Annotated in this window: 21 protein-coding genes; 5 read left to right on the forward strand and 16 right to left on the reverse strand. The window is 60.7% G+C overall.

Annotated elements, in window-relative coordinates:
- The 4 genes from AC1DZ5_RS16375 to AC1DZ5_RS16390 all read left to right on the forward strand — a co-directional run bounded on the left by AC1DZ5_RS16375 (position 1) and on the right by AC1DZ5_RS16390 (position 7059).
- Complete coding sequence (locus tag AC1DZ5_RS16375; RefSeq protein ID WP_477890930.1) at positions 1 to 3999, forward strand: Pls/PosA family non-ribosomal peptide synthetase; 3999 nt, start codon at positions 1 to 3, stop codon at positions 3997 to 3999.
- A 14-nt stretch (positions 4000 to 4013) separates the two neighbouring features.
- Positions 4014 to 4640: a 4'-phosphopantetheinyl transferase family protein gene (locus AC1DZ5_RS16380; RefSeq protein ID WP_477890932.1), complete on the forward strand. Its 627-nt coding sequence runs from the start codon at positions 4014 to 4016 to the stop codon at positions 4638 to 4640.
- Positions 4641 to 4753: 113 nt separating this feature from the next.
- Positions 4754 to 5098, forward strand: coding sequence for a hypothetical protein (locus AC1DZ5_RS16385; protein WP_477890934.1), 345 nt, complete (start codon positions 4754 to 4756; stop codon positions 5096 to 5098).
- An 11-nt stretch (positions 5099 to 5109) separates the two neighbouring features.
- A complete protein-coding gene (locus AC1DZ5_RS16390) occupies positions 5110 to 7059 on the forward strand; it encodes a S8 family peptidase (RefSeq protein ID WP_477890936.1) in 1950 nt (649 codons plus the stop codon).
- Here AC1DZ5_RS16390 and rrtA read toward each other — a convergent pair.
- Positions 7009 to 7575, reverse strand: a complete 567-nt coding sequence (rrtA, locus tag AC1DZ5_RS16395; protein WP_477890938.1) for a rhombosortase — start codon at positions 7573 to 7575, stop codon at positions 7009 to 7011. The two genes, AC1DZ5_RS16390 and rrtA, sit on opposite strands and share 51 nt — an antisense overlap.
- Before the next feature lie 65 nt (positions 7576 to 7640).
- A complete protein-coding gene (gene nagZ / locus AC1DZ5_RS16400) occupies positions 7641 to 8744 on the reverse strand; it encodes a beta-N-acetylhexosaminidase (protein WP_477890940.1) in 1104 nt (367 codons plus the stop codon).
- A 214-nt stretch (positions 8745 to 8958) separates the two neighbouring features.
- Between nagZ and AC1DZ5_RS16405 the strand changes: the two genes are divergently transcribed.
- Positions 8959 to 9639, forward strand: coding sequence for a hypothetical protein (locus tag AC1DZ5_RS16405; RefSeq protein WP_477890942.1), 681 nt, complete (start codon positions 8959 to 8961; stop codon positions 9637 to 9639).
- Between the two features lie 10 nt (positions 9640 to 9649).
- Here the strand turns inward: AC1DZ5_RS16405 and acpS are convergent, their stop codons facing one another.
- The 14 genes from acpS to fabF all read right to left on the reverse strand — a co-directional run bounded on the left by acpS (position 9650) and on the right by fabF (position 22468).
- Entirely contained in the window at positions 9650 to 10045 is a 396-nt protein-coding gene (gene acpS / locus AC1DZ5_RS16410; protein ID WP_477891160.1) for a holo-ACP synthase, read from the reverse strand.
- A gap of 10 nt (positions 10046 to 10055) precedes the next feature.
- Positions 10056 to 10805: a pyridoxine 5'-phosphate synthase gene (locus AC1DZ5_RS16415; protein WP_477890944.1), complete on the reverse strand. Its 750-nt coding sequence runs from the start codon at positions 10803 to 10805 to the stop codon at positions 10056 to 10058.
- Positions 10806 to 10820: 15 nt separating this feature from the next.
- Positions 10821 to 11570, reverse strand: coding sequence for a DNA repair protein RecO (recO, locus tag AC1DZ5_RS16420; RefSeq protein ID WP_477890946.1), 750 nt, complete (start codon positions 11568 to 11570; stop codon positions 10821 to 10823).
- Positions 11571 to 11581: 11 nt separating this feature from the next.
- On the reverse strand, positions 11582 to 12541 hold the full coding sequence (era, locus tag AC1DZ5_RS16425) for a GTPase Era (RefSeq protein ID WP_477891162.1): 960 nt from the start codon (positions 12539 to 12541) through the stop codon (positions 11582 to 11584).
- Positions 12542 to 12633: 92 nt separating this feature from the next.
- Positions 12634 to 13320 (reverse strand): ribonuclease III, encoded by a 687-nt coding sequence (gene rnc / locus AC1DZ5_RS16430; protein ID WP_477890948.1) that lies wholly within the window; start codon positions 13318 to 13320, stop codon positions 12634 to 12636.
- Position 13321: 1 nt separating this feature from the next.
- Positions 13322 to 13675 carry a DUF4845 domain-containing protein gene (locus AC1DZ5_RS16435; protein WP_310341504.1) on the reverse strand — a complete coding sequence of 118 codons (354 nt, stop codon included), beginning with the start codon at positions 13673 to 13675 and terminating at the stop codon, positions 13322 to 13324.
- Positions 13676 to 13707: 32 nt separating this feature from the next.
- Positions 13708 to 14673 (reverse strand): signal peptidase I, encoded by a 966-nt coding sequence (gene lepB, locus AC1DZ5_RS16440; RefSeq protein ID WP_477890951.1) that lies wholly within the window; start codon positions 14671 to 14673, stop codon positions 13708 to 13710.
- Positions 14673 to 16484, reverse strand: a complete 1812-nt coding sequence (gene lepA / locus AC1DZ5_RS16445) for a translation elongation factor 4 (protein WP_477890953.1) — start codon at positions 16482 to 16484, stop codon at positions 14673 to 14675. Before lepA ends, lepB begins: the two co-directional genes overlap by 1 nt.
- Positions 16485 to 16964: 480 nt before the next feature.
- The gene (locus tag AC1DZ5_RS16450; RefSeq protein WP_477891164.1) at positions 16965 to 18386 is read right to left on the reverse strand and encodes a DegQ family serine endoprotease; all 1422 of its coding nucleotides are present in this window, start codon (positions 18384 to 18386) and stop codon (positions 16965 to 16967) included.
- A 112-nt stretch (positions 18387 to 18498) separates the two neighbouring features.
- Entirely contained in the window at positions 18499 to 19497 is a 999-nt protein-coding gene (locus tag AC1DZ5_RS16455; protein WP_477890955.1) for a MucB/RseB C-terminal domain-containing protein, read from the reverse strand.
- Positions 19494 to 20090: a sigma-E factor negative regulatory protein gene (locus tag AC1DZ5_RS16460; RefSeq protein ID WP_477890957.1), complete on the reverse strand. Its 597-nt coding sequence runs from the start codon at positions 20088 to 20090 to the stop codon at positions 19494 to 19496. Before AC1DZ5_RS16460 ends, AC1DZ5_RS16455 begins: the two co-directional genes overlap by 4 nt.
- Before the next feature lie 21 nt (positions 20091 to 20111).
- Positions 20112 to 20732: an RNA polymerase sigma factor RpoE gene (gene rpoE, locus AC1DZ5_RS16465; RefSeq protein ID WP_477890959.1), complete on the reverse strand. Its 621-nt coding sequence runs from the start codon at positions 20730 to 20732 to the stop codon at positions 20112 to 20114.
- Positions 20729 to 21196 (reverse strand): hypothetical protein, encoded by a 468-nt coding sequence (locus AC1DZ5_RS16470; RefSeq protein WP_477890961.1) that lies wholly within the window; start codon positions 21194 to 21196, stop codon positions 20729 to 20731. The genes rpoE and AC1DZ5_RS16470 overlap by 4 nt, the downstream gene beginning before the upstream one ends.
- Before the next feature lie 27 nt (positions 21197 to 21223).
- Complete coding sequence (gene fabF, locus AC1DZ5_RS16475) at positions 21224 to 22468, reverse strand: beta-ketoacyl-ACP synthase II (RefSeq protein WP_477890963.1); 1245 nt, start codon at positions 22466 to 22468, stop codon at positions 21224 to 21226.
- Between the last annotated feature and the right edge of the window lie 39 nt (positions 22469 to 22507).

A 22507-nucleotide genomic window follows, 5' to 3' on the forward strand; every position in this document is an offset into this window, starting at 1 on the left:
ATGCTCCAGACGCCCCACCCCGACATCTTGCGGGGGCCCGAGCGCGCCGACCTGGTGCGCGCCGAAGTACTGGCCGACCTGTTTGAAGCCACCGCCCAGCAGTACCCCGACAGTACCGCCCTGGTGTTTGGCGAACAATCGCTGAGCTACCAGGCGCTGGACGCGCGTGCCGACACCGTGGCCGCGCACCTGCTGGCGGCTGGTGTGGCAGCGGGTGACATCGTGGGCTTGTGGCTGCCGCGGGGTCTGGATCTGCTGGTGATGCAGCTGGGTATTGCGAAGGCCGGAGCCGCTTGGCTGCCGCTGGATGCTGACACGCCGGTGGACCGCATTACCGTGTGCTTGGACGACGCACAGGCCAAAGGCCTGGTGAGCTGCGCAGCATTTGCGCCGCGCATGGCGCACACACCCCATACCGTGTGGACCGCCGAGGCGCTGAGCGAACCGTTAGCCCAGCTGCAGCGGTGCAGTGGCGTGCTGCCCACGCACCCGGCCTACGTGATTTACACCTCAGGCTCCACCGGGCGGCCCAAGGGCATTGCCATCAACCAGGGCAGCATCTGCCACTTCCTGCGCAGCGAGAACACGCAGTTGGGCGTGCGCCATGGAGACCGGGTGTACCAAGGCTTCTCGGTAGCGTTTGACATGTCGTTCGAGGAGATCTGGATCAGCTACCTGGCCGGCGCCACGGTGTGGATTGCACCTAAGGACGTAGCGTCCGACCCCGAAAGCCTGCCTGGTGTGCTTGCTACCAACGGCATCACCGTGCTGCACGCGGTGCCCACGCTGCTGGCGCTGTTCAACGAGGACGTACCCGGCCTGCGCACCATCAATCTGGGCGGCGAGATGTGCCCGCCCGCGCTGGTGGAGCGCTGGGCCAAGCCCGGCCGCCAGGTGTTCAACACCTACGGCCCCACCGAGGCCACTGTGTCTGCCAGCCTGGCAGAGCTGCATGCGGGCGAACCCGTCACCATTGGCCGCCCCTTGCCCAACTACAGCCTGCTGGTCATCGCCCCGCAAACCGAATCGGGGCTCACGTTACTGCCCCGCGGCGAAGTGGGCGAACTCTGCATCACCGGCCCCGGCGTGGCCGCAGGCTACCTGGGACGCCCCGACCTGACAGCCGAGAAGTTTCTAGCCAACCCCTGGGCCAACAACGTGCAAGACGCGCGCCTGTACCGCACCGGCGACCTGGCCCGTATCGACGCGGACGGCTGCGTACAGTGCTTGGGTCGCACCGACGACCAAGTCAAGATCCGTGGCTTCCGCGTGGAGCTGGGTGAGATTGAATCTGCATTGGCCGACCAAGCTGGTGTGGCCGCCGTAGCCGTAGTGCTGCGCCCGGAAGACGGCGTGGACCAGCTGATTGCCTTCATCACCCCCGACGCAGGCGCCACGCTGAGCAGCAGCGCCCTGCGTGCGACCCTGGGTCGACGGTTGCCGCCCTACATGGTGCCCGGCTATTTTGAGACCGTGCCCACCATGCCGCGACTTACCTCGGGCAAGATTGACCGCAATGCGCTCAAAGTGTGGCCGCTCGCCGCAGCCAACACGTCCGAGACGTCCGACACGCCGGACACGCCCGCCGAAGAAGTGCTGTTTGCCGCACTGGCCAAGCTTTTCCCCGGCCAGGCCATCGTGCGCAGCGCCGATTTCTTTGCCGATCTGGGCGGCCACTCGCTGTTCGCCGCGCGCCTGGCCTCCAGCCTGCGCGCCCATGCGGGCTTTGCCCATGTGACGGTGCGCGACATCTACCAACACCGCAGCGTGGCCGCCATCGCGCAAGCCATTGGTGCCGCCCATGGTCAGGCCCAGGCCGTGGACACATCTTGGACGCCACCCGGTGCCTGGCAGCGCTGGCGCTGCGGCTTGGCCCAGGCCGCAGCAGTGCCTTGGCTGGTCGCCATGCGCATGGCACAGTGGCTGGCACCGTTTTTTACTTACCACTTCTTTACCGGTGAGCCAGAAGACTCGCTTCTAGTGGCCACTGGCGCCTCGGTGCTGGCGTATTTGATTGCCACCCTGCTGGAATTCGCCGTGGCCATCGCAGGCAAATGGCTATTGGTGGGTCGCTTGCAAGCGGGCCAGTACCCGCTATGGGGCCTGACCTACTACCGCTGGTGGCTGGCGGACCGGCTGCTGGAAACCGCTCCCACGTATTTGCTCAGCGGCTCGTCTCTGTACGTCTGGTGGCTGCGCGCATTGGGTGCGCGCATCGGCAACGACGTGGTGATTGGCTCCATGACGCTGCGTGCACCGGACCTGCTGCAGGTGGGCAACGGCGCCAGCATTGGCAACGCCGTGAACCTGGAAAACGCCCGCGTGGAACATGGCGTGCTGCACTTGGGCGCCATCGCACTGGGGGACCACAGCTGCGTGGGCTCGTATGCGATTCTGGAAGGCAACACCACGGTGCACGACTGGGGGCACCTGGAAGGTCAATCAGCACTTTGCGATGGGGACACCGTGCCCGCAGGTCGCGTCTGGCAAGGCTCGCCCGCGCGGGACGCAGGCGCGTTTGATGTCACGAGCCTGCGGCCGCGTCCCGCAGTTACAGGCTTGCGCAGCGTGGTGGAAGGCACGTACTTTGTGCTGGGCGCCCTGTTGATCACTACATTGTTCTTCTTGCCCGTGTTTCCGTCTTTTGTGCTGATCGATTGGGTCGACGATGTGGAGCGCTTCCCGTTTCTGGCGAGCACCGATATCTGGTTTCAGCTGGCCAAGTATTTCGTGCTGGCCTTCCCCGCCGCTGCCGTGCTGATTGTCTGCACCGCGCTGCTATCGGCTGGCATCCGGTGGTCCGTACTGCCGCGCCTGAAGCCGGGCAGTTGGCCGGTGCACAGCACGCTGTACTGCGCCAAGTGGCTGGTGAACCAGATCCAGGAGTCCAGCCTGAATGTGCTGCATGGCGTGTACGCCACGCTGTACGCACCCTGGTGGTACCGCCTGCTGGGTGCCAAGGTGGGGCGCGATGCCGAGATTTCCTCTGCTTTGGGCCTGGTGCCCGACATGCTGACGCTGGGCGATGAAACCTTCATCGCCGATGCGGTGATGCTGGGTGATGAACATATTGATGGCGGCTGGATGACCATGCGGCCCACTGTGATCTCCAAGCGCAGCTTTGTGGGCAACGGTGCCTACATTCCCGACGGCACCACGCTGCCCGAGAACGTGCTGATTGGCGTGCACTCTACGGTGCCGGCCAATGACCGTATCCGTAGTGGCGACACCTGGCTGGGGTCTCCCCCCCTGCACCTGCCGGCACGCGAAGAGACCGCCGGTTTTCCGGAGCGACTGACCTTTCATCCCTCACCCGCACGGCGCTTGGCGCGGGGGCTGATAGAAGCCTTCCGCATTGTGTCGCCCCACGCCATCGTGATTTCGGTGGGCTACACCATCGTGCTGAACGTGATGCCACTGGCAGGGGACGGGCGCTGGGGCCAGGTCATTGCCTACCTGACGCTGACGGGCCTGCTCTACGGCCTGGGGACGTTTGTATTTGTATGGCTGCTCAAGTGGCTGCTGATGGGCCGCTACCGCCAGCGCAGCATGCCTATGTGGACCCCATTTGTATGGCTATCCGAAGGCGTGACCAATTTGTACGAGGGCATTGCCGTGCCCAACTTCATGCGCTACCTGCGCGGCACGCCATGGTTGCCGGTGGCCTTCAACCTGCTGGGCAGCCGCATCGGCAAGGGTGTGTATATGGACACCACCGACATCACCGAGTTTGACTGCGTGCACATTGGTGACCACAGCGAACTCAACGCGCTGAGCTGCCCGCAAACCCACTTGTTTGAAGACCGCGTGATGAAGATTGACCACGTGCACATCGGTGCCCGCGTGTACATCGGACCGCGTGGCGCGGTGCTGTACAGCGCCAGCGTGGCAGATGATGCCTGGCTGGGGCCACTGACCTTGGTGATGAAAGGCGAGAGCATTCCTGCTGCATCGCGCTGGAGTGGCTGCCCTGCGGCGCCTACACGGGCCGGGACCTAAGGCCATACAGCAACATGGGTACCACGGCGGCACACCCTTGGTCTACATATGCGTGGCCGGGTGAGGTCGACCAGGTACTGGCGGCATTGCAACAAGGCCAGGGAGCGGTGATCTATCGCCTGCTGCCGCACGGCACACCTCGCAATGAAGCACGTAGCGCCATCCGTCTGGCACTGCGCCAAGCGTTGGCCTTATGGCTGGTTTGCCCTTTGGGCAGCTTGGCACTGTCCGCACGTGTCGGTGCGCCTCTACTCATCGAGCACCCCAATACCACCACACAGGTGTCCATCAGCCATGAAGATGGATTGTCGGTCGCCGCCATCCACCCCTACCGCGCCATAGGTGTGGATGTACTCGCCACAGGCAACCCTACTTGGGCGGCCGAGTGCCCGACGCTGGCGCGCGACTACATGGGCCCCGACGTAGCAACTCGACTGGAAAGACTGCCAACAGCGCAGCAAGCCAACGCCTTTGCCGCTGCGTGGACGCAATGGGAAGCCGGATTGAAGGGCTGCGGTCTGGGGCTGAGCGAATGGACTTCAGCACTGCAAAGCAGCGTGGACCGCTGCGACATCGCGAGGCTGGAACTGCCGGAAGGCTACTGCGGGGCAGTGGCTTTGCATCCCGGCATAGCACCCTAAAGAAGTAACAAAGTGTCTTTTACAATGCCTGCGATCGTTGGATACCAAAGCCTTGTGCAAACACGATAAAAACGAAGCAAGGCCATGTCTAACAAATCTCAGGGGAAATCCGTTTGAAACACCACCATTGGGTTGGCGCAGGCCTGCTCGCGCTAGGCCTTGTCGCGTGCGCTGAGCCTCCTGCCACAGCTGCGAACACGTCCCACGCGATACCTGTCGCGGTGCGCCTGGTCATTCGCTTCAAAGAAGCCAAGAGTGTGTGGACCGCATCGGACCTCGCTCAATTGCAAACACGCCTGTTTGCCGACATCAGCCCCATTGCCGCGGTGTCCGACGACACGTGGACGTACCGGGTATTGCCACAAGCGGGGCAGGATCCGGACAAGATTCTCGGTGTCTTGCGAACCCGCCCTGAGGTGGTTCACGTGGATGTGGACAGCAAAGCCCGCAACCCCTGAGAATTCAACACATGCATCGAATGAAAACGGCACTGATCACCATCTTGTTGTGCGCGGGTCTGGGCGCATCCTGGCTCGCAACTTCGCAAACCGATGGATCGCTAGAAGCCAAGTCCGCCGCAAGCCCCACTGCATCGCCAGCCAATGACTCGTCGACTGGCTACAACCGTCTGATCGTGAAATTCAAGGAGCAAACGGAGGCAAAGACCGATCAAACTGCCGGCGGGCAAGTCGACCCGCAGACCCGCATCAACACTTTCAATGCCCGAGGTGGCATGCAAGTCTTGGGACAAAAGGCAGTCACGCTGACCTATCTGAAGTCGGTATCGGAACAAGCCCATGTGGTGCAAACCGACCAACCTTTGAGCCGCGCCGAGATGAAAGCACTGACACAACAGCTGGCACAGGACGCACGGGTGGAATATGCCGAAATCGACGAAAAGGTGTTTGCCCATTTCGCTCCCAATGATCCAGGCTACGTCGCCAGCCAATGGGCCTGGAAATCATCGGGCAGCAACGCGGGCGCCACCAATACCGACAGTGCGTGGAACAAAAGCACGGGTGGGCAACCCGTCAGTGGGGCCGGAGTGGTGGTTGCAGTGCTGGATACCGGCTACGTAACCCATGCAGATTTGACGGCTAACCTCCTGCTCACTGGCTACGATTTTGTCTCTGCAGACACCTTGCCCTATTCGCCCTTCAGCACCGAAAACGACATCACCACCGGACGAGATTCGGATGCCGCAGACCCTGGCAACTGGAACACCAATACAGGGAATGGTTGCTCCGTTTCTGACTCCGGTTGGCACGGCACCCGGGTCGCAGGCATCGTGAGCGCAGTGGGCAACAACAGCACAGGCATGATCGGCGTCGCCTATGGCGCGAAAGTGTTGCCCGTACGCGTATTGGGCGTATGTGGCGGTTACGTGTCTGACATTGCAGCTGGCATGCGTTGGGCGGCTGGTGTGACATTCATAGGAAGTCCCACCGCGAACACCAATCCAGCCAAAATTCTCAACCTCAGTCTGGGTAGCTCTGGCACATGCTTGAGCACATTCCAAGATGCAGTCAATGATGTGCGTGCAGCCGGCAGCATCGTGGTGGCATCGACAGGCAACGACGGCAGCATCACCACCATCAGCCAACCGGCCAACTGCCAAGGAGTGATTGCTGTCACGGCCCACATGTTGACTGGGGACAGTCCCAGTTTTGCAAATGACGGGCCTGGCACCACAATCAGTGCACCGGGCGTCAGCATCTACGGCACATTGAACTCCGGCACGACGACTCCAGTCGCATCCCCGGGCGGGGATAGCTATGTCGCTGCGAACGGCACCAGCTTCGCCGCCCCCATGGTGTCTGGCGTTGCAGCCTTGCTGTTGCAAATCAAACCGACTATGGGCATCAACGAACTGACCTCACGCCTGACGGATTCGGTACGTGCCTTTCCTTCAAGCACCTACTGCTTCAACAAGACGAGTTGTGGCGCTGGCATGCTGGACGCCGATGCAGCGACTGCCCTGGTTTTGGCAGACACCGCTCCCACAACCACCGCCACCGCCAACAAAACCGACCCCGTGGCGCGGAGCACCGTGGTCACGTTAACGGGCACGGCCACAGCGGGAGCGAACGGCACGGGTATCAGTACTGTAGGCTGGACACAAGTCTCCGGCCCCACCGTGACTTTGTCCGGGGCCAACACCAGCGCGGCCACGTTCACGACACCAGCCACTTCAGACACCGTCGGCCTGACCTTCCGGTTTCAAGCCACCTCGGTATCTTCCGGAAGTTCCAATAGCATGGTCTCTATAAACATGGTGTCGGCCCCTAACCCTGTCGCCAACTCGGGCGGAGGCGGTGGAGGCGGCTCCATGCACTGGAGGGACATCGTCGCCCTGTTGCTGATGGCACTAGCGGGGTTTACGCTGCGCCGACCGGTAGCGCAGCAACACAACGAATAAGGCAGCCAACGCCCCACCCGCAGCGCCCGCTACATGTGCGGGATAGTAGGTGGGGATGCCCAGCCATCCGGGTGTAGCCGCGGCGTTACCCAAGGGCTGGACCAGCAGCTTGGCCAGCAAAGCCAGAAGCAGCCCCGCGCCCACCGCACACCGTCGCCAGTCAGACTCCATGCCAGTCGATGGAGCGCACAACACCGCAACGGCAGCCCCGGCCAGCACTCCGTGCAATGCCCCCGAAGCGCCGGCGTAGTACTGACAGTTGCTGTCCAACACCAGCACCACTGCCACCCCCGCGTAGCCGCCCAATAACGCCAGCAGCTGCCTGCGCACAGACACCCACGGTGCCAGCAACCAGCACAGCAGCACCGCTGCCATCGCGTTGACAGCTGCGTGCGCCAGACTCAGATGCACCCACTGTGCAGTGAGCAATTGCCAGACGGCACCTTCAGCAAAAACCGGGCGAAAAAAGTGCAACCACTCTGCGGCACCGGGCCACAGTTGCAACACCACAGTCATCATCGCAAAAGCTCCACCCCAGCACACCCGGCCTGGGCGCAGTGCGGCGGGCACCCGCGAGGCCCTCAGGCAATCCAGTCCAGCGCCTGCATGTAGTCGGGATGCACCATCAGCTCATCCCAGGCCAATGCGGGTGTGTTGGGCAGCAGAGCGCGGCGGCGGGCTTCGCTGGCCTCCAGCGCCTGCCACTGGCCCTTCAACTGGGCTTCGGTCAGCCCTTCGATCAGCTCGTCTACGGCCTTGCCACCGCCCTCGGCGCTGAGCAGGGACTGGTTGCACAGCAGCACCAGGTCGCAGCCGGCATTGAGTGCGACCACTGCGGCCTCGGTGTAGCTGACCGTCTTGCCATCGATGAGGCGGGCGCCGGCCATGGACAAGTCGTCACTAAAGATGGCGCCTGTGAAGCCCAGTTGGGCGCGCAGGATGTCATTGAGCCAGGTGCTCGAGAAGCCCGCGGGCCGCGCGTCCACCTTGGGATAGATCACGTGGGCGGGCATCACGCTGCTGGTCACGGTGTTGAGCCAGCGGTAAGGCGCTGCATCGTCGGCCAGGATGGCCTTGAGGCTGCGCTTGTCCACCGGGATTTCGGTGTGCGAATCGGCTTTCACAAAGCCGTGGCCTGGGAAGTGCTTGCCGCAGTTGCCCATGCCGCTCTTGTGCAGGCCGTGCATCAGGCTCTTGGCCAGCAGGCTGACCACGCGCGGGTCGCGTCCAAAGGCGCGGTCGCCGATCACGCCGCGCTCGCCATAGTCCAGGTCCAGCACGGGGGTGAAGCTCAGGTCCACACCACAAGCGCGCAGCTCGGCACCCAGCACGTAGCCACAGGCCGTGGCGGCATTCGTCGCATCCAGTGGACCGGCCTTTTTGGGGGACACTGTGCCGACGGCTTCGCGCAGCCACATCTCACCCAGCGCCCGCATGGGCGGCAGGTGGGTGAAGCCATCCGTCTTGAAGCGCTGTACGCGCCCACCTTCGTGGTCCACGCAGATCAGCAGGTCGGCGCGCACTTTCTTGATGTCACGGCACAGGGCGGTGAGCTGGTCACGGTTTTGCCAATTGCGGGCGAACAGAATCATGCCGCCCACCAGCGGGTGTTTCAGGCGCTGGCGGTCTAGCGGGGTCAGGCTGGTGCCGGCAATGTCAATGATCAGGGGGGCGTGAAAGGCCATAGCGGGAGGTTCCGTTTTGCTATTTATTTAGGAGCTGCTTGCGCACATTTTACGGGGGCTGGAGGGCTGTTTGACCCCCAAGCGCCAGGTAGGAAGTGTTGTTTCCTGTCCATAGTTCAAAAAATGTCCGAACTCTGCCAATTTGTTACAGACAGAAAAAAGCGGCGGCTGATAGACTTATTTTGCGCAAATGGCTTCGCAAGTAAGTCGGCGCATGGCTTCCCTACTAAAACAACTGCCATTTACCGTGTTTGAATTCTTAAAAAAACGTGCGCGCACCGCACCCGAGTCGTTGGAGACTACCAGTGCAGAACCGGCCGTCCGGCGCATGGAATTGGAAGAGCGAAAGGCCTACCGCCGTGAACGCCTCTACCAATCCATCCGTGAGACATTCCTGTCGATGGAAGTGGTCTCGCAGATGTACCGTTTCAAGGTCATGCCTGTAGACGAACGGCACCACCGCTTCATTGCAATGATTGACGTTGCCAAGTCGTTTGTGACCGGCCCCAACAGCAAGACCAAGAGCTTTGCTGCCATGGAGCACAGCATGCGCATCAACACTTACAAACGCTTTGGCGTGTTGATTGACGGCATCTATTGGCGTGTGAGCGAAACCGAAGAGCATTTCGAGCGCCACTCCCGCTCCAGCGATCCGGCACGCAGCGATGGCTTTGAGCCGGTTGCGCACAGCGCACCGGAACACATCTCCACCGGAGCTTTGTCACGGGCCGGCTATCACGCTATCTCCGCCGAAGAACAAGCCGCCTTCATGGAGGCCCTGCAGCGCGGCGCCACGTTGCCCGCCGTACATGTGGGCGACATGGAGTACCAATCAGACCTGGCGCCTCTGGACGGCGGCATCATGATTGGCGGCACCCAGTACGGCAAGCTGTAACCGGCGAGCGCTAGGGCGTGGTCTCCACCACGCAAAAACTGGCCGCGTAGTCGGTCTCATCGGTCACGGTCACGTGCACCGTCAGCGCTTGGGCCTCAAACCAGTCTTTAAGCCCGCCATGCAACACGATGGTGGGCTTGCCGCTGCGCTCATTGGCAATCTCGCACAGCTTCCAGGTCATGGGCATGCGCATGCCCATGCCTATAGCCTTGCTGAAGGCCTCTTTGGCGCTGAAGCGGGTGGCCAAGTAGCGCACACCGCGCTCGGGCCAGCGCGCACTGCGCGCTTTCCAGGTTTTGAATTCCGCATCCGACAGCACCTTGGCCGCAAAGCGGTCGCCATGCTTCTCCAGGCTGGTGCGGATACGGCGCACATCGCAAATATCGGTGCCAATGCCGTAGATCACGCGCCGCCCCTCACTGCCCCAGGCAGGCCAGGTAGCCCTTGACCGTAGCGTCATAACCCAGCTCCAGCGCGTCGGCAATCAGCGCGTGACCAATCGACACCTCTTGCAGGCCCGGCACCTGCTGCGCGAAGGCAGTCAGGTTGTCGCGGTTCAGGTCGTGGCCTGCATTGACGCCCAGCCCCACATCCAACGCCGCCTGCGCGGCAGCGGCAAAGCGGGCGAGTTGGGTGCCCTGCCCGGCGGTGCCCCAAGCCGCGGCATAGGGTTCGGTATAGAGCTCGATGCGGTCCGCCCCTACCGCCTTGGCGGCAGCCATGGCGGCGGGGTCTGCATCCATGAACAGACTCACGCGCAAGTCCAGCGCATGGGCATCGGCTATCAAGGGCTTGAGGCGTGCAGCATCGTCGGGGAAGACCCAGCCATGGTCGCTGGTGAACTGGCCCTCGCTGTCCGGCACAAAGGTCACCTGGTGCACCGGCAGACCGCGCTCGCGCAGGTCGCGCACGCAGTCCATGAGGTTGTGGAACGGATTGCCCTCGACGTTGTATTCGCGGTCAGGCCAGGCCTTCAGCAACTCGGCCAGATCCAGCACGTCCTGCGCGCGGATGTGACGCGCGTCCGGCCGTGGGTGCACGGTGATGCCCGCTGCACCCGCCTGCAGGCATAACGTGGCCGCACGCGTGACACTGGGAATGCCCAGGTGGCGGGTATTGCGCACCAGCGCGACCTTGTTGAGATTGACCGAGAGATGGGTTGTCATAGTCGAGGGGGCTGCCTAAAGTGCCTGTATGTCGATCATCATCTGCCGCGTGCGCAGCGTCTTCACACCGCAATGGTAGTGCAGCAGTGCGCGTAGCTGGGGTTTGAGCTCACCCATCATTTCGGCGCAGGCGCGCAGCGTGGTGGTAAAGGGGGCGTGGTTTTGCAGCGTCTCGTGCAGGCGCAGCCACTGTGTGCCGCTCAGGCTGGCTCGGTCGTCCGCATGCGCCTGGCGCAAGCCCCCTTCGGGCACCAGCACGTAGTGGTCGCCAGCATCCAGCGCGCGCAAAGTCATGGTCTGCACATTCAGCGGGGGTAGAAAACCGGTCTCGCGCAACAGCAGCAGCTCAAACGTGCGCAGCGCGCCTTGCAGCACCTCGCCATGCTCGCTGGCAATGATCTCCACCACGCGGGCATAAATGTCAAACAGCTCAGCATGCGGGTCGTCGCGTGCCAGCAGCGTCATCAGCAGCTCATTGAGGTAGTAGCCCGACAGCAGCGCGTCGCCCGTAGGCATCACATGGCCGCCCTGCCATTCGGCGCTGCGCAGCGTGCGGATTTCGGCATCGCCGCCAAAGGCCACATGCAAAGGCTGCAGCGGCAGCAAAATGGGGCGAAAGCTGGAGCTGGGCTTCTTCGCTCCCTTGGCCACCAGCGCAATGCGCCCATAGTGGCGGGTAAAGACTTCCAGAATCAGGCTGGACTCGCTCCAGTCGTAGCGGTGCAGCACATACGCGGGCTCGTCAGCAATGCGTTTGGTGGCCACGCGGGAAGGGACTACTCGTAACCGAAGCTGCGCACGCGCGCTTCATCGTCGGCCCAGCCCGAACGCACTTTCACCCACATCTCCAGAAAGACTTTGGCGTTAGCCAGTTTCTCCAGCTCAACGCGGGTTTCCATGCCGATGCGCTTGATGCGCTCGCCCTTGTCGCCAATCACCATGGCTTTGTGCGTGTCGCGTTCCACCACGATGGTGGCCGCAATGCGCAGCAGCCGCTTCTGGCCCTTCTTCTGCGGTGGCTCTTCTTCAAACTTGTCGATGATGACGGTGGAGGTGTACGGCAGTTCATCCCCGGTGAGGCGGAACAGTTTTTCGCGCACCAGCTCGCTGGCCAGAAACTTTTCGCTGCGGTCGGTCAACTCGTCCTCGGCGTACCACCATGCCTGCTCGGGCAGGTACTTCTCACAGATAGCGAGCAAGCGCGGAATGTCTTTGGCGTTCTTGGCCGACATGGGCACAAACTCCGCAAACTTGTGTTTGTCGGTCATGGTTTGCAACCAGGGCGCGATGTCACCACGGCGGTGGACGTTGTCGAGCTTGTTGGCGATCAGCAGCGTGGGAATGTCCTTGCCCAACAACGTCAATACGCGCGCGTCTGCGGGCGTAAAGCTGCCAGCCTCCACCACAAACAAAATTAAATCGACATCTGCCACTGCACCTTGCACGGCTTTGTTCAATGACTTGTTGAGCGCATTGGCATGCAGGGTCTGAAAACCCGGCGTATCCACAAACACGAACTGGGTGTTGCCCAGCGTGTGCATGCCGGTAATCCGGTGGCGCGTTGTCTGTGCCTTGCGCGAGGTAATGCTGATCTTTTGACCCACCAAGGCATTCAATAGCGTGGACTTGCCTACGTTGGGCTTGCCCACGATGGCCACCAGGCCACAGCGCTGGCCGGCGCCGTCGGCGCCAGGGAGGGCCAGCTTGGGCGTACTCTTGAGCAGGCCTTGCAGCATGGCATCCAGGTCTTCCTGAACTTCAGGCTTAGAGTCTTTTGGACCGCTAGCCCCCGTGGATTCTGCGCCAGCAGCTATTTTTTTAGGAGCATTCATGGTTTTACCTTTGACTTGATGGTTTGCAGCATGGCAGCCGCAGCGGCCTGTTCACCGGCACGGCGCGAACCACCAATGCCCCGTTCAGCCAGACGCAGCTCGGCGATTTCACACTCCACGTCAAAGCTCTGTTTGTGGGCGGCACCAATGGTGCCCACCACCTTGTAGAGCGGCAGTTTCATTTTGCGACCCTGCAGCCACTCCTGCAACTCGGTTTTGGGGTCCTTGCCGATAGCGTCCATCTGTGGGTTGATCTCCACCGCTTCAAACAAACGGTGTACCAAGGCCTGTGCAGGCGTAAAGCCCGCGTCCAGATAAACCGCGCCGATGATGGCTTCCAGCGCATCAGCCAGGATGGACGCACGCTTTTGCCCGCCAGAGCGCATTTCGCCCTCGCCCAGCTTCAGCACATCGGGCAAGCCCAAGCCCAATGCCAACTGGTGCAGGGTCTCCTGCTTGACCAGGTTGGCACGTACGCGAGACAAATCGCCTTCGGGCAAAGCACCCAGGCGGGAATACAGCAAATCGGAGATCGCCAGACCCAACACCGAGTCGCCTAAAAATTCGAGGCGCTCGTAGTGGTCGCTGGAAAAGCTGCGGTGGGTCAGTGCCCTGGCTAGCAGGGTGGGATTGGAGAACTGGTGTTGCAGTTTGAGCTGCAACGCTGCCAAAGCATCACCCACGTTATTTGGAGCGACCGGCGTACTTCAGCGTAAGAAACGCCGGACCAGCCAAGTGAATTTCGCGCTCGTAGGCAAAGGCCACCACCACTTTGTCACCTTCTTTGGTGACTTCCAGGTCTTTGCCTCGGATGGACGAAATCGCGTCGATTTCTGTCGCCTTGTCAAAGATGCTGCGAATTTCGACGACCGACTGACCCGTAGCCGCGCGTTGCACCGCCTTCTGGATGGCCATCAACTCGACAACAGTGGGAAACACCTGTGCTGCAATCACGCCGGCCATGGCAAGTACACCGCCCACAAATATCAGGCCGAAGAAGGAAATGCCGCGTTGCTTGGATTTGCGCTGAAATGTCATCATTGTTCCCTTATCACTTGGTGCACGGAGCTTCAATTGAATCCACCGATGCGCTTGAGGTTGCCAAAGTTCATCCAGACAAAGAACGCCTTGCCCACGATGTTTTTCTCTGGCACAAAGCCCCAGTAGCGCGAATCCAGCGAATTATCGCGATTGTCGCCCATCATGAAGTAGTGGCCTGCTGGCACTTTGCAGGTCACGCCTTCCACGGTGTAGCTGCAAGCCTCAAACCCTTCAAACTTGTCGGCACCTGGCACAAAGGCTGGGCGATCGGCATCGTTGAGCAGCCGGTGCTTTTTGTCACCCAAGGTTTCTTCAAACTGTTTGAAATAACGCATGACATCTTCGTCAAAGAAATCGGGTAGCGCATTGGTTTCAAGGGCCTTGCCATTGATGGTCAGGCGCTTGTTCAAATAGGCGACGGTGTCTCCGGGTACGCCTACTACACGCTTGATGTAGTCCAAGCTGGGTTTGGGGGGGTAGCGAAACACCATCACGTCACCACGCTGAGGCGGTGTGCCTTCGGTGATCTTGGTATTGAGCACCGGCAGGCGCAAACCGTAAGTGAATTTGTTGACCAAGATCAAGTCACCGACCAGCAAGGTCGGAATCATGGAACCCGAGGGAATCTTGAAGGGCTCGAACAGGAACGAGCGCAGCAGGAACACCACGATGATCACGGGAAACAAGCCCGCGGTCCAGTCCAACCACCAGGGTTGCATGAGCAAGCGCACCTTGGCCTCGGTAATGTCGCCGTCAACCTGGCTGATGCCCATCTTGCTCAGCTCCGCACGGCGCTGGATGTCATTGGCCTCCAGGGCCGCCACGGTCTGTTGGCGCTGGGGCAAAAAGTAGAAGCGCTCGGCCACCCAATAGATACCAGTCACCAGCGTTGCCAAGAACAACAAGAGCGCGAAGTTGCCTTCAACCAGCCCAAAATACCAGGACGTGGCGTACACGCCAAAAGCCGCAAGAACGGCGGATGTCAAAGCTTGCATCAGTCTTCCACCTGCAAAATGGCCAAGAACGCTTCTTGTGGAACCTCCACAGAGCCGATTTGTTTCATGCGCTTTTTACCTGCTTTTTGTTTCTCGAGGAGCTTGCGTTTGCGCGAAATATCACCGCCATAGCACTTGGCCAAAACGTTCTTGCGCAGCGCTTTAATTGTCTCACGCGCAATGATGTTGGCCCCAATAGCAGCCTGGATCGCCACGTCGTACATTTGGCGAGAAATAATCTCGCGCATTTTGGCAACTACCGCCCTGCCCCGGTACTGGCTTTGGGCGCGGTGCAACATGATGGACAAGGCGTCGACCTTCTCGCTATTGAGCAAAATGTCCACTTTGACCACATCGGCCGCACGGTACTCCTTGAACTCGTAGTCCATCGAGGCATAGCCGCGGCTCACGCTCTTGAGCTTGTCAAAGAAGTCCAGCACGATTTCGGCCAGCGGCATTTCATAGGTCAGCACGACCTGGCGACCCTTGTAGGCCATATTCATCTGCACGCCGCGCTTCTGGTTGGCCAGCGTCATCACCACGCCTACATATTCCTGCGGCATATAGAGGTGCATCGTGACGATGGGCTCACGGATCTCGGCGGTCTTGCCGATCTCCGGCATCTTGGATGGATTTTCCACCATCACCACTTCGCCGTCGTTCTTGACTACTTGGTAGACCACGCTGGGCGCGGTGGTGATCAGATCCTGGTCGAACTCGCGCTCCAGTCGCTCCTGCACAATTTCCATGTGCAGCAAGCCCAGAAAGCCACAGCGGAAGCCAAAGCCCAACGCTTGCGACACTTCCGGTTCGTAATGCAGGGATGCGTCGTTGAGCTTGAGTTTCTCGAGCGCATCGCGCAGGGAGTCGTACTCACTGGCTTCGGTCGGGTACAGACCCGCGAACACCTGCGGCTGAATTTCCTTGAAGCCGGGCAAGGCTTCGGTAGCAGTTGCTGCGGCCCCGCCGGTACCGGGTTTGATCAAGGTGACGGTGTCGCCCACCTTGGCGGCCTGTAGTTCCTTGATGCCGGCAATGATGTAGCCCACCTCACCCGCTTCGAGCGATTGGCGCGGCTCATTAGCGGGGGTGAACACGCCCAGGTTGTCGGCGTTGTACATAGCGCCGGACGCCATCATCTTGATGCGCTCTCCCTTGCCCAGACGGCCGTCCACCACGCGGACCAGCATCACCACGCCAACATACGGGTCAAACCAGCTGTCGATGATCATGGCACGCAGCGGGCCATCGGGGTTGCCCTTGGGCGCGGGGATCTTGGCGACGATGGCTTCCAGAATGTCGTCAATGCCCAGGCCAGTCTTGGCGGAACACACAATCGCATCGGTCGCGTCGATGCCAATCACGTCTTCGATTTCGCTACGCGCGTTGTCAGGGTCTGCATTCGGCAGGTCAATCTTGTTGAGGACGGGCAGCACTTCCACATTGAGGTCGAGTGCGGTGTAGCAGTTGGCCACGGTCTGCGCTTCCACACCTTGAGACGCATCGACCACCAGCAGCGCACCCTCGCATGCAGAGAGCGAACGACTCACTTCATAGGAGAAGTCCACGTGCCCTGGTGTGTCAATCAAATTGAGGTTGTAGACCTTGCCATCGAGCGCCTTGTATTTGAGCGCAGCGGTCTGCGCCTTGATGGTTATCCCACGCTCTTTCTCGATGTCCATCGAGTCCAGAACCTGTGCCTCCATGTCACGGGCCTCAAGCCCACCACAACGCTGGATCAAGCGGTCTGCCAACGTGGACTTGCCGTGGTCAATGTGGGCAATGATCGAAAAATTTCTGATGTGATTCATCAACGACGGGCTTCAAGTGATTGAATTAAAACGAACGGGCAAGAAAAAAGGGCGCATCGTAAAACGACGCGCCCTGAACCAACAATCTTTGGCAACTGCGAAGGTTGGAAGCCCATTGTAGGCAAAAAGTCCAGAGAGCACAGTCCAAAAAACCTGGTTCAGGGGTCGTTGCGACACCGCAACAATTATCTTATACACATCTTATCCACAAATTATCAAACAAAGCGCTGAACAAGGTGTGGGTGAGTTGTGGATCAGCTGTGGGGCATTTTTAAACATCCCACATGATGGACTTTGAACCTATCCATATACCCACAATCTTTCTTAAGACCCCCATATTCTAACCAAGGCTTTCAACGACCTCTTTAAGTTAGCGCCCGCACACTTTTAGGTGCAGGCCAGTGGGCGGCAGATAAATATTTTTCTACCCGCCTTAACAACCCCAAACCCTGCTCTGGTTTAGGGTTGTTGCCCCTCCATTCACTTGCCGGGACGAATCACCGCGTACTGCGTCCACTCCCCGCGGCGGAACAGCACATTCACAGGTTTGCTCTTGTCCAGTTTGGCCACCACGGCATCGAACTCTTTGACCGATGCCACTTCGGTATTCGCCAGCTGGGTGATGACATCGCCCTCGCGCAGGCCTGCGCGGCTAGCGGCCTCCACAGCAGCCTCCACCCGCACACCGGCCTTAACGCTGGCTTCCTTCTTTTGCGCGTCGGTCAATTCACTAACCGCCAAGCCGTACACCTGTGCCGCGGTAGAAGCCTTGGGTTTTGTCTCGGCACGGCCCGGGGCCTTGCTAGCGACAGCCGTATCGGGTTCGATCTCGGCAATCACCACGGTCAGGTCCTTGCTGCTGCCCCGGCGAAACACAGTCACCACGCTCTTGGTACCTGGTTTGGTGCTGCCTACCAGCCGTGGCAAGTCGCTCGATTTCTCGATGGCCTTGCCATCGAATTTGGTAATGATGTCGCCGGCCTCCACACCGGCCTTCTCGGCGGGCGAACCCGCTTCTACCGCACGCACCAAGGCACCCACCGGTTTGCCCAATCCAATGGATTCGGCGACCTCTTTGCTGACCTGGTCAATCTGCACGCCAATACGTCCGCGTGTCACACGGCCCGCGTTGCGCAGCTGGTCGCTCACGCGCACCGCTTCGTCCATGGGGATGGAAAAGGAAATACCCATGAAACCACCCGAACGGGAATAGATCTGGCTGTTGATACCCACCACTTCGCCGCGCATATTGATCAAAGGGCCGCCGGAGTTTCCGGGGTTGATCGCCACGTCGGTCTGGATGAAGGGCAGGTAGTCACCCGTGTCGCGCTGCTTGGCACTCACGATGCCGGCGGTCACGGTGTTCTCCAGGCCAAAAGGCGAACCAATCGCCATCACCCACTCACCCACACGCAAGCGGCTGACGTCGCCCACCTTCACGGCAGGCAGGCCCGAGGCATCGATCTTCACCACTGCCACATCGGTGCGCTTGTCCGAACCAATGATGCGGGCCTTGAACTCGCGCTTGTCGGTCAGCGTTACCAGGACTTCATCCGCGCCCTCCACCACGTGGGCGTTGGTCATGATCACACCGTCCGATGTCAGGATAAAGCCGGACCCCACGCCGCGGGGCTGCTCTTCATCAGGCTGTGGACGGTTTTGCCGCGGTGCCTGGCGCGGAATGTTGGGGATGGGCAAGCCAAAGCGTTTGAAGAACTCCAGCATTTCCTCCTCGCCCGGTGTGCCCTGCTGCGAGCGCGCAGCCACCTTCTCCAGCGTGCGGATATTGACCACCGAAGGCCCCACCTGGTCCACCAGATCCGTGAAGTCCGGCAAGGTCCGCGTTTGTGCAAGTGCTGGAGTCACAGGCGCGAAGCCAACCACACCGCTAGCAATCAGCATGGTGGCCATGCCCCACACCCGTACCGACCGCATATTCAAAGTTCTCATCGTTTGTCTTTCCGTCAAAGTCACAAGAAAACCACGCAACGCTCCGGCTCCCCGGGACGCAGACCTACTTTTTGCGTTCCAGCCCCAGCGCAAAGGCGCTCAGAGTTGCCGCAGGCACCTCGCCCACAGCAGTGATCCACCAAGCGCCCACATGGCGGGTGAAGGTGCGCGTGGCACCGCCCAGCTCGGTAGCTCCTTCGCGTGTGTGGCGGCGCGCATCAAACGCTTCCACAAACAGCGACACCGTAGCCAGTCCGTCTGAGAACATCCATTGCATGGTCTGGTCCGCACGGCCCGAGGCGCCAGCCAGCAAAGCCACCGGGCGCGTGTAGCAACCCATGGGCTTGAACCCTGCAACTCCCTTGGGCATGTCCCAGCCCTGGGCCTTGGCCGTGGTCTTCTGCAAATCACGGCGTTCTATCCGGTAGCCATCGGTGTGGGCCATCATCTGCGCCAGCTTGCCCATGCTCACCGGTGCGTCCAGCTGCAGTTCGGAAAAGGCCGATTGCTCCAACACCTTGCCGTCCGGGTCCAGCGTCTGCAGCTGAACCACCAGGCCAGAACGCTTTTCGCTCCACACCCGGTAGCCATAGCGCAAGTTGTCTTTGGGCTGCAACTGCACGACGTCGGCATCCAGCCCCGCCACGCGCTCGGCGCCTATCGGCTTCAATTGGTAGAACTCTTCAATGGTCGAATCTTGCGACTTGAGCAGGTTGGGGAACAACTCCAGTGACTCCCGCGTTTCCGCCACCGCCACACGGGACTCCGGGAAAAACGTCAACACCTGGTCGTTGCGGCGAAACGTGCTGCGTGGCGTGCCACTCAGCGACTCCACCCGCTCCATCTGCTGCGCACCATCGCACACGTGCCAGATGCGTGCACTCGCCATTTGCCCGCCCGCCGACACCACAAAGGTACCGGTGTAGGTACGGTGGCGCGACGCTTCGTGCAAGCGCATCAACCAGGCATTCACGGGCGCTTCTTCGGCGTGCACGATCCACGGCAGACCGCACAGGGCCAGCGCCAGCCAGCTACCCCACAGAAGATGCCGCCAGGGCTTCATCGTGCCGGCCTCTCAAAGGTGGCGTTGCGCAAGAAGCCCGACGGCATCTGCCAAGCCGAATGTCCACCCATTTGCTGGTGGGCCGCCATCAACGCATCCAGCTGCGGGTCGCGCAACATCACGGCGGGCATGTCTTGCGCCAGCACCACAGGCGCCACCGTAGCGGCTTGGCTGGGCACAGGGGCCAGGGCCATTTGGGGAGAGGCAGATGGCTCAGCCTGGCGCAAGACGACCAGGGATAGCACGCCTAGCATGGCCACGCCGGCCAAACCGGCGACCCATGCCCAGCGTTGGTTTGCAGCACCTGCGGACGACATCACCATCACATCCGATGCGGCCACCACTTGCACGGGGCGTACCGGTTCGGTATCTAAGCGCGACTGCAAACGCTCCCAAAACGCCAACTCCGACACACTAGGAGCCAAGGCATCGCTGCGCAACACATCGCCGGTCAGGTGGTAAAGGTGCCAGGCTTGGCGCCCTTCCTCCGACGCACGCAGTTCTGCCAGCAGTCCCGGCAACTGGTCGGTTGGCACTGCACCATCCATCAGGGCGGAGATACGTTCGTTCAAAGGGGCGTGGGGCGTATTCATCGTCGTGTTCCTGGCGTCGATCTACCAGCGTTTTCCGGTCTGCTTTTCCAACAAGGGGCGCACTTTGGCGGAAATGGCTTCTCGCGCCCGAAAGATGCGGGAGCGGACCGTTCCAATGGGGCAATCCATAGCCATGGCAATTTCCTCGTAACTCAGACCTTCAATTTCCCGTAACGTGACCGCCTGCTTCAGTTCCTCGGGCAAATCGTCCATGGCAGCATTCACCACCGAGGCAATTTCCTTGGCCGCCAGCACGGATTCCGGGGTTTCGTCGGTGGTTGGTTCGTTTTTGGACCGGGAAGTTTCATCGTCATCGTCATTGGCCAAAAAACTTTCGGTCACCGTGGGATCGCGCTTGAGCTCCAGCAAGAACTTTTTGGCGGTATTCACCGCAATGCGGTACAGCCAGGTGTAGAACTGGGCGTCGCCCCGGAACTGGTGAAGTGCGCGGTAGGCCCGCACAAAGGTTTCCTGGGCAATATCTTCCACCAGATCCACGTCACGCACCATGCGCCCAATCAAGCGCTGGATGCGGCGCTGGTACTTGAGCACCAACAGGCCATAGGCGCGCTGATCCCCCGCCACCGTGCGCTCCACCAGGGCCAGGTCCGAATCATTAGAGGACAGCAGCGGGTCACTCACGGCAGTTGCTCATATGGCAATGCCGATGGGCCTGTCTGCAACGGCGTGCGGCCCGCAACCAAAGCACGGCGCAATGCCAGCCAACGGGCACGGGGGACTGCCGCATGGTCCAACCACAGCCAGATACGAGCACCGCTCGGCCCATGCACAGAAGCCAGCACCACCGCTTGAAAATCAAAATGCACGGTCACCTGACGTGAAGGCGCCTCGGCATCCCCGGACCAATGCCAGTAATCGCCGTCCCAGCGCAACAGCCCTTGCGGCGCCGTGCGCCAAGCCCAAACGGCCCAGATCCCTGTCAGCAGACAGGCACATTCCATGATGGCCAGGGCAGCACCGGAGTAGTTGTAGCGCCATAGCGCCAGCTGAACCAGGACAATACCCAGACCCCAGAGAGTGCCCAGCGTGAGGGCGTGCCAGCGGGAGCGGACTACGCTGTAACTGACCGCAGGTGGCCGGTGCATAGTCCGTCTTGGATATAGAGGCGAAGTTTAGATGCGCTTGAACACCAACGTGCCGTTGGTTCCACCAAAGCCGAAGTTGTTCTTCACGGCCACGTCGATCTTCAGGTCCCGCGCCGTATTGGCACAGTAGTCCAGGTCGCACTCGGGGTCCTGGTTGAAGATGTTGATCGTGGGTGGGCTCTTCTGATGGTGAAGCGCCAGCACGGTAAACACCGACTCCAACCCACCTGCGCCACCCAAGAGGTGACCGGTCATGGACTTGGTGGAATTAACCACCGTCTTCTTGGCGTGATCACCCAAGGCCGCCTTGATGGCATTGGTTTCGTTGATATCGCCCAGCGGTGTGGAAGTGCCGTGCGCGTTCAGGTAGTTCACCTGGTCCGGGTTCACACCGGCATTACGCATGGCGCTGAGCATGGCGCGGCGTGGGCCGTCCATATTGGGGGCCGTCATGTGGCCGGCATCGGCGCTCATGCCAAAGCCTGCCAGTTCGGCATAAATCTTGGCGCCACGGGCTTTGGCGTGCTCGTATTCTTCGAGCACCATCACGCCACCGCCCTCGCCCAGCACAAAGCCGTCGCGGTCTTTGTCCCAAGGGCGCGACGCGGTTGCGGGGTCGTCATTGCGGGTGGAAAGTGCGCGCATGGCGGCGAAACCGCCAATGCCCAGCGGCGAAACCGTAGCTTCGGAGCCGCCAGCAACCATCACATCGGCGTCGCCGTACTCAATCATGCGGCCGGCTTCACCGATGCAGTGCAGGCCGGTGGTGCAAGCGGTCACGATGGCGATGTTCGGGCCCTTGAAGCCAAAACGCATGGACACATGGCCGGCCGTCATATTAATGATGGACGCCGGCACAAAAAATGGGGAGATGCGGCGTGGGCCGCGGTTGGTGTATTCGGTATGGGTGTTCTCGATCATGGGCAAACCGCCAATGCCGGAACCAATCACACAGCCGATGCGGGTGGACTCTTCTTCGCCCAACGCGTCACCTGTTTTCAGACCACTGTCGTTCACTGCCTGCACCGCGGCGGCTATACCGTAATGGATAAAGGTATCCATGGTGCGGGCTTCTTTGGAGCTCATGTAGGACTCCAGATCGAAGTTGCGCACTTCACCAGCGATCTTGCAGGCAAACGCCTCGGGATCGAACTTGGTGATCGTGACGATACCCGACTTGCCAGCCAGTACGTTCGACCAAGCCTCAGCCACCGTGTTGCCCACGGGACTGATGCAACCTAAACCTGTAACAACGACGCGGCGACGGGACATAGAAATCTGAAATTCAGCAGTTCGTCAATGAAATACCGC

It is taken from the genome of Rhodoferax sp. P1_F3 (assembly GCF_056405715.1).

What these genes read in the sequence shown, in the direction of transcription:
- AC1DZ5_RS16375 (WP_477890930.1), top strand. Translation starts at nt 1, where the DNA reads ATGCTCCAGACGCCCCACCCCGACATCTTGCGGGGGCCCGAGCGCGCC.
- AC1DZ5_RS16380 (WP_477890932.1), top strand. Translation starts at nt 4,014, where the DNA reads ATGGGTACCACGGCGGCACACCCTTGGTCTACATATGCGTGGCCGGGT.
- AC1DZ5_RS16390 (WP_477890936.1), top strand. Translation starts at nt 5,110, where the DNA reads ATGCATCGAATGAAAACGGCACTGATCACCATCTTGTTGTGCGCGGGT.
- rrtA (WP_477890938.1), bottom strand. Translation starts at nt 7,575, where the DNA reads ATGACTGTGGTGTTGCAACTGTGGCCCGGTGCCGCAGAGTGGTTGCAC.
- nagZ (WP_477890940.1), bottom strand. Translation starts at nt 8,744, where the DNA reads ATGGCCTTTCACGCCCCCCTGATCATTGACATTGCCGGCACCAGCCTG.
- AC1DZ5_RS16405 (WP_477890942.1), top strand. Translation starts at nt 8,959, where the DNA reads ATGGCTTCCCTACTAAAACAACTGCCATTTACCGTGTTTGAATTCTTA.
- AC1DZ5_RS16415 (WP_477890944.1), bottom strand. Translation starts at nt 10,805, where the DNA reads ATGACAACCCATCTCTCGGTCAATCTCAACAAGGTCGCGCTGGTGCGC.
- era (WP_477891162.1), bottom strand. Translation starts at nt 12,541, where the DNA reads ATGCTGCAAGGCCTGCTCAAGAGTACGCCCAAGCTGGCCCTCCCTGGC.
- AC1DZ5_RS16435 (WP_310341504.1), bottom strand. Translation starts at nt 13,675, where the DNA reads ATGACATTTCAGCGCAAATCCAAGCAACGCGGCATTTCCTTCTTCGGC.
- lepB (WP_477890951.1), bottom strand. Translation starts at nt 14,673, where the DNA reads ATGCAAGCTTTGACATCCGCCGTTCTTGCGGCTTTTGGCGTGTACGCC.
- lepA (WP_477890953.1), bottom strand. Translation starts at nt 16,484, where the DNA reads ATGAATCACATCAGAAATTTTTCGATCATTGCCCACATTGACCACGGC.
- AC1DZ5_RS16450 (WP_477891164.1), bottom strand. Translation starts at nt 18,386, where the DNA reads ATGCTGATTGCTAGCGGTGTGGTTGGCTTCGCGCCTGTGACTCCAGCA.
- AC1DZ5_RS16455 (WP_477890955.1), bottom strand. Translation starts at nt 19,497, where the DNA reads ATGAAGCCCTGGCGGCATCTTCTGTGGGGTAGCTGGCTGGCGCTGGCC.
- AC1DZ5_RS16460 (WP_477890957.1), bottom strand. Translation starts at nt 20,090, where the DNA reads ATGAATACGCCCCACGCCCCTTTGAACGAACGTATCTCCGCCCTGATG.
- AC1DZ5_RS16470 (WP_477890961.1), bottom strand. Translation starts at nt 21,196, where the DNA reads ATGCACCGGCCACCTGCGGTCAGTTACAGCGTAGTCCGCTCCCGCTGG.
- fabF (WP_477890963.1), bottom strand. Translation starts at nt 22,468, where the DNA reads ATGTCCCGTCGCCGCGTCGTTGTTACAGGTTTAGGTTGCATCAGTCCC.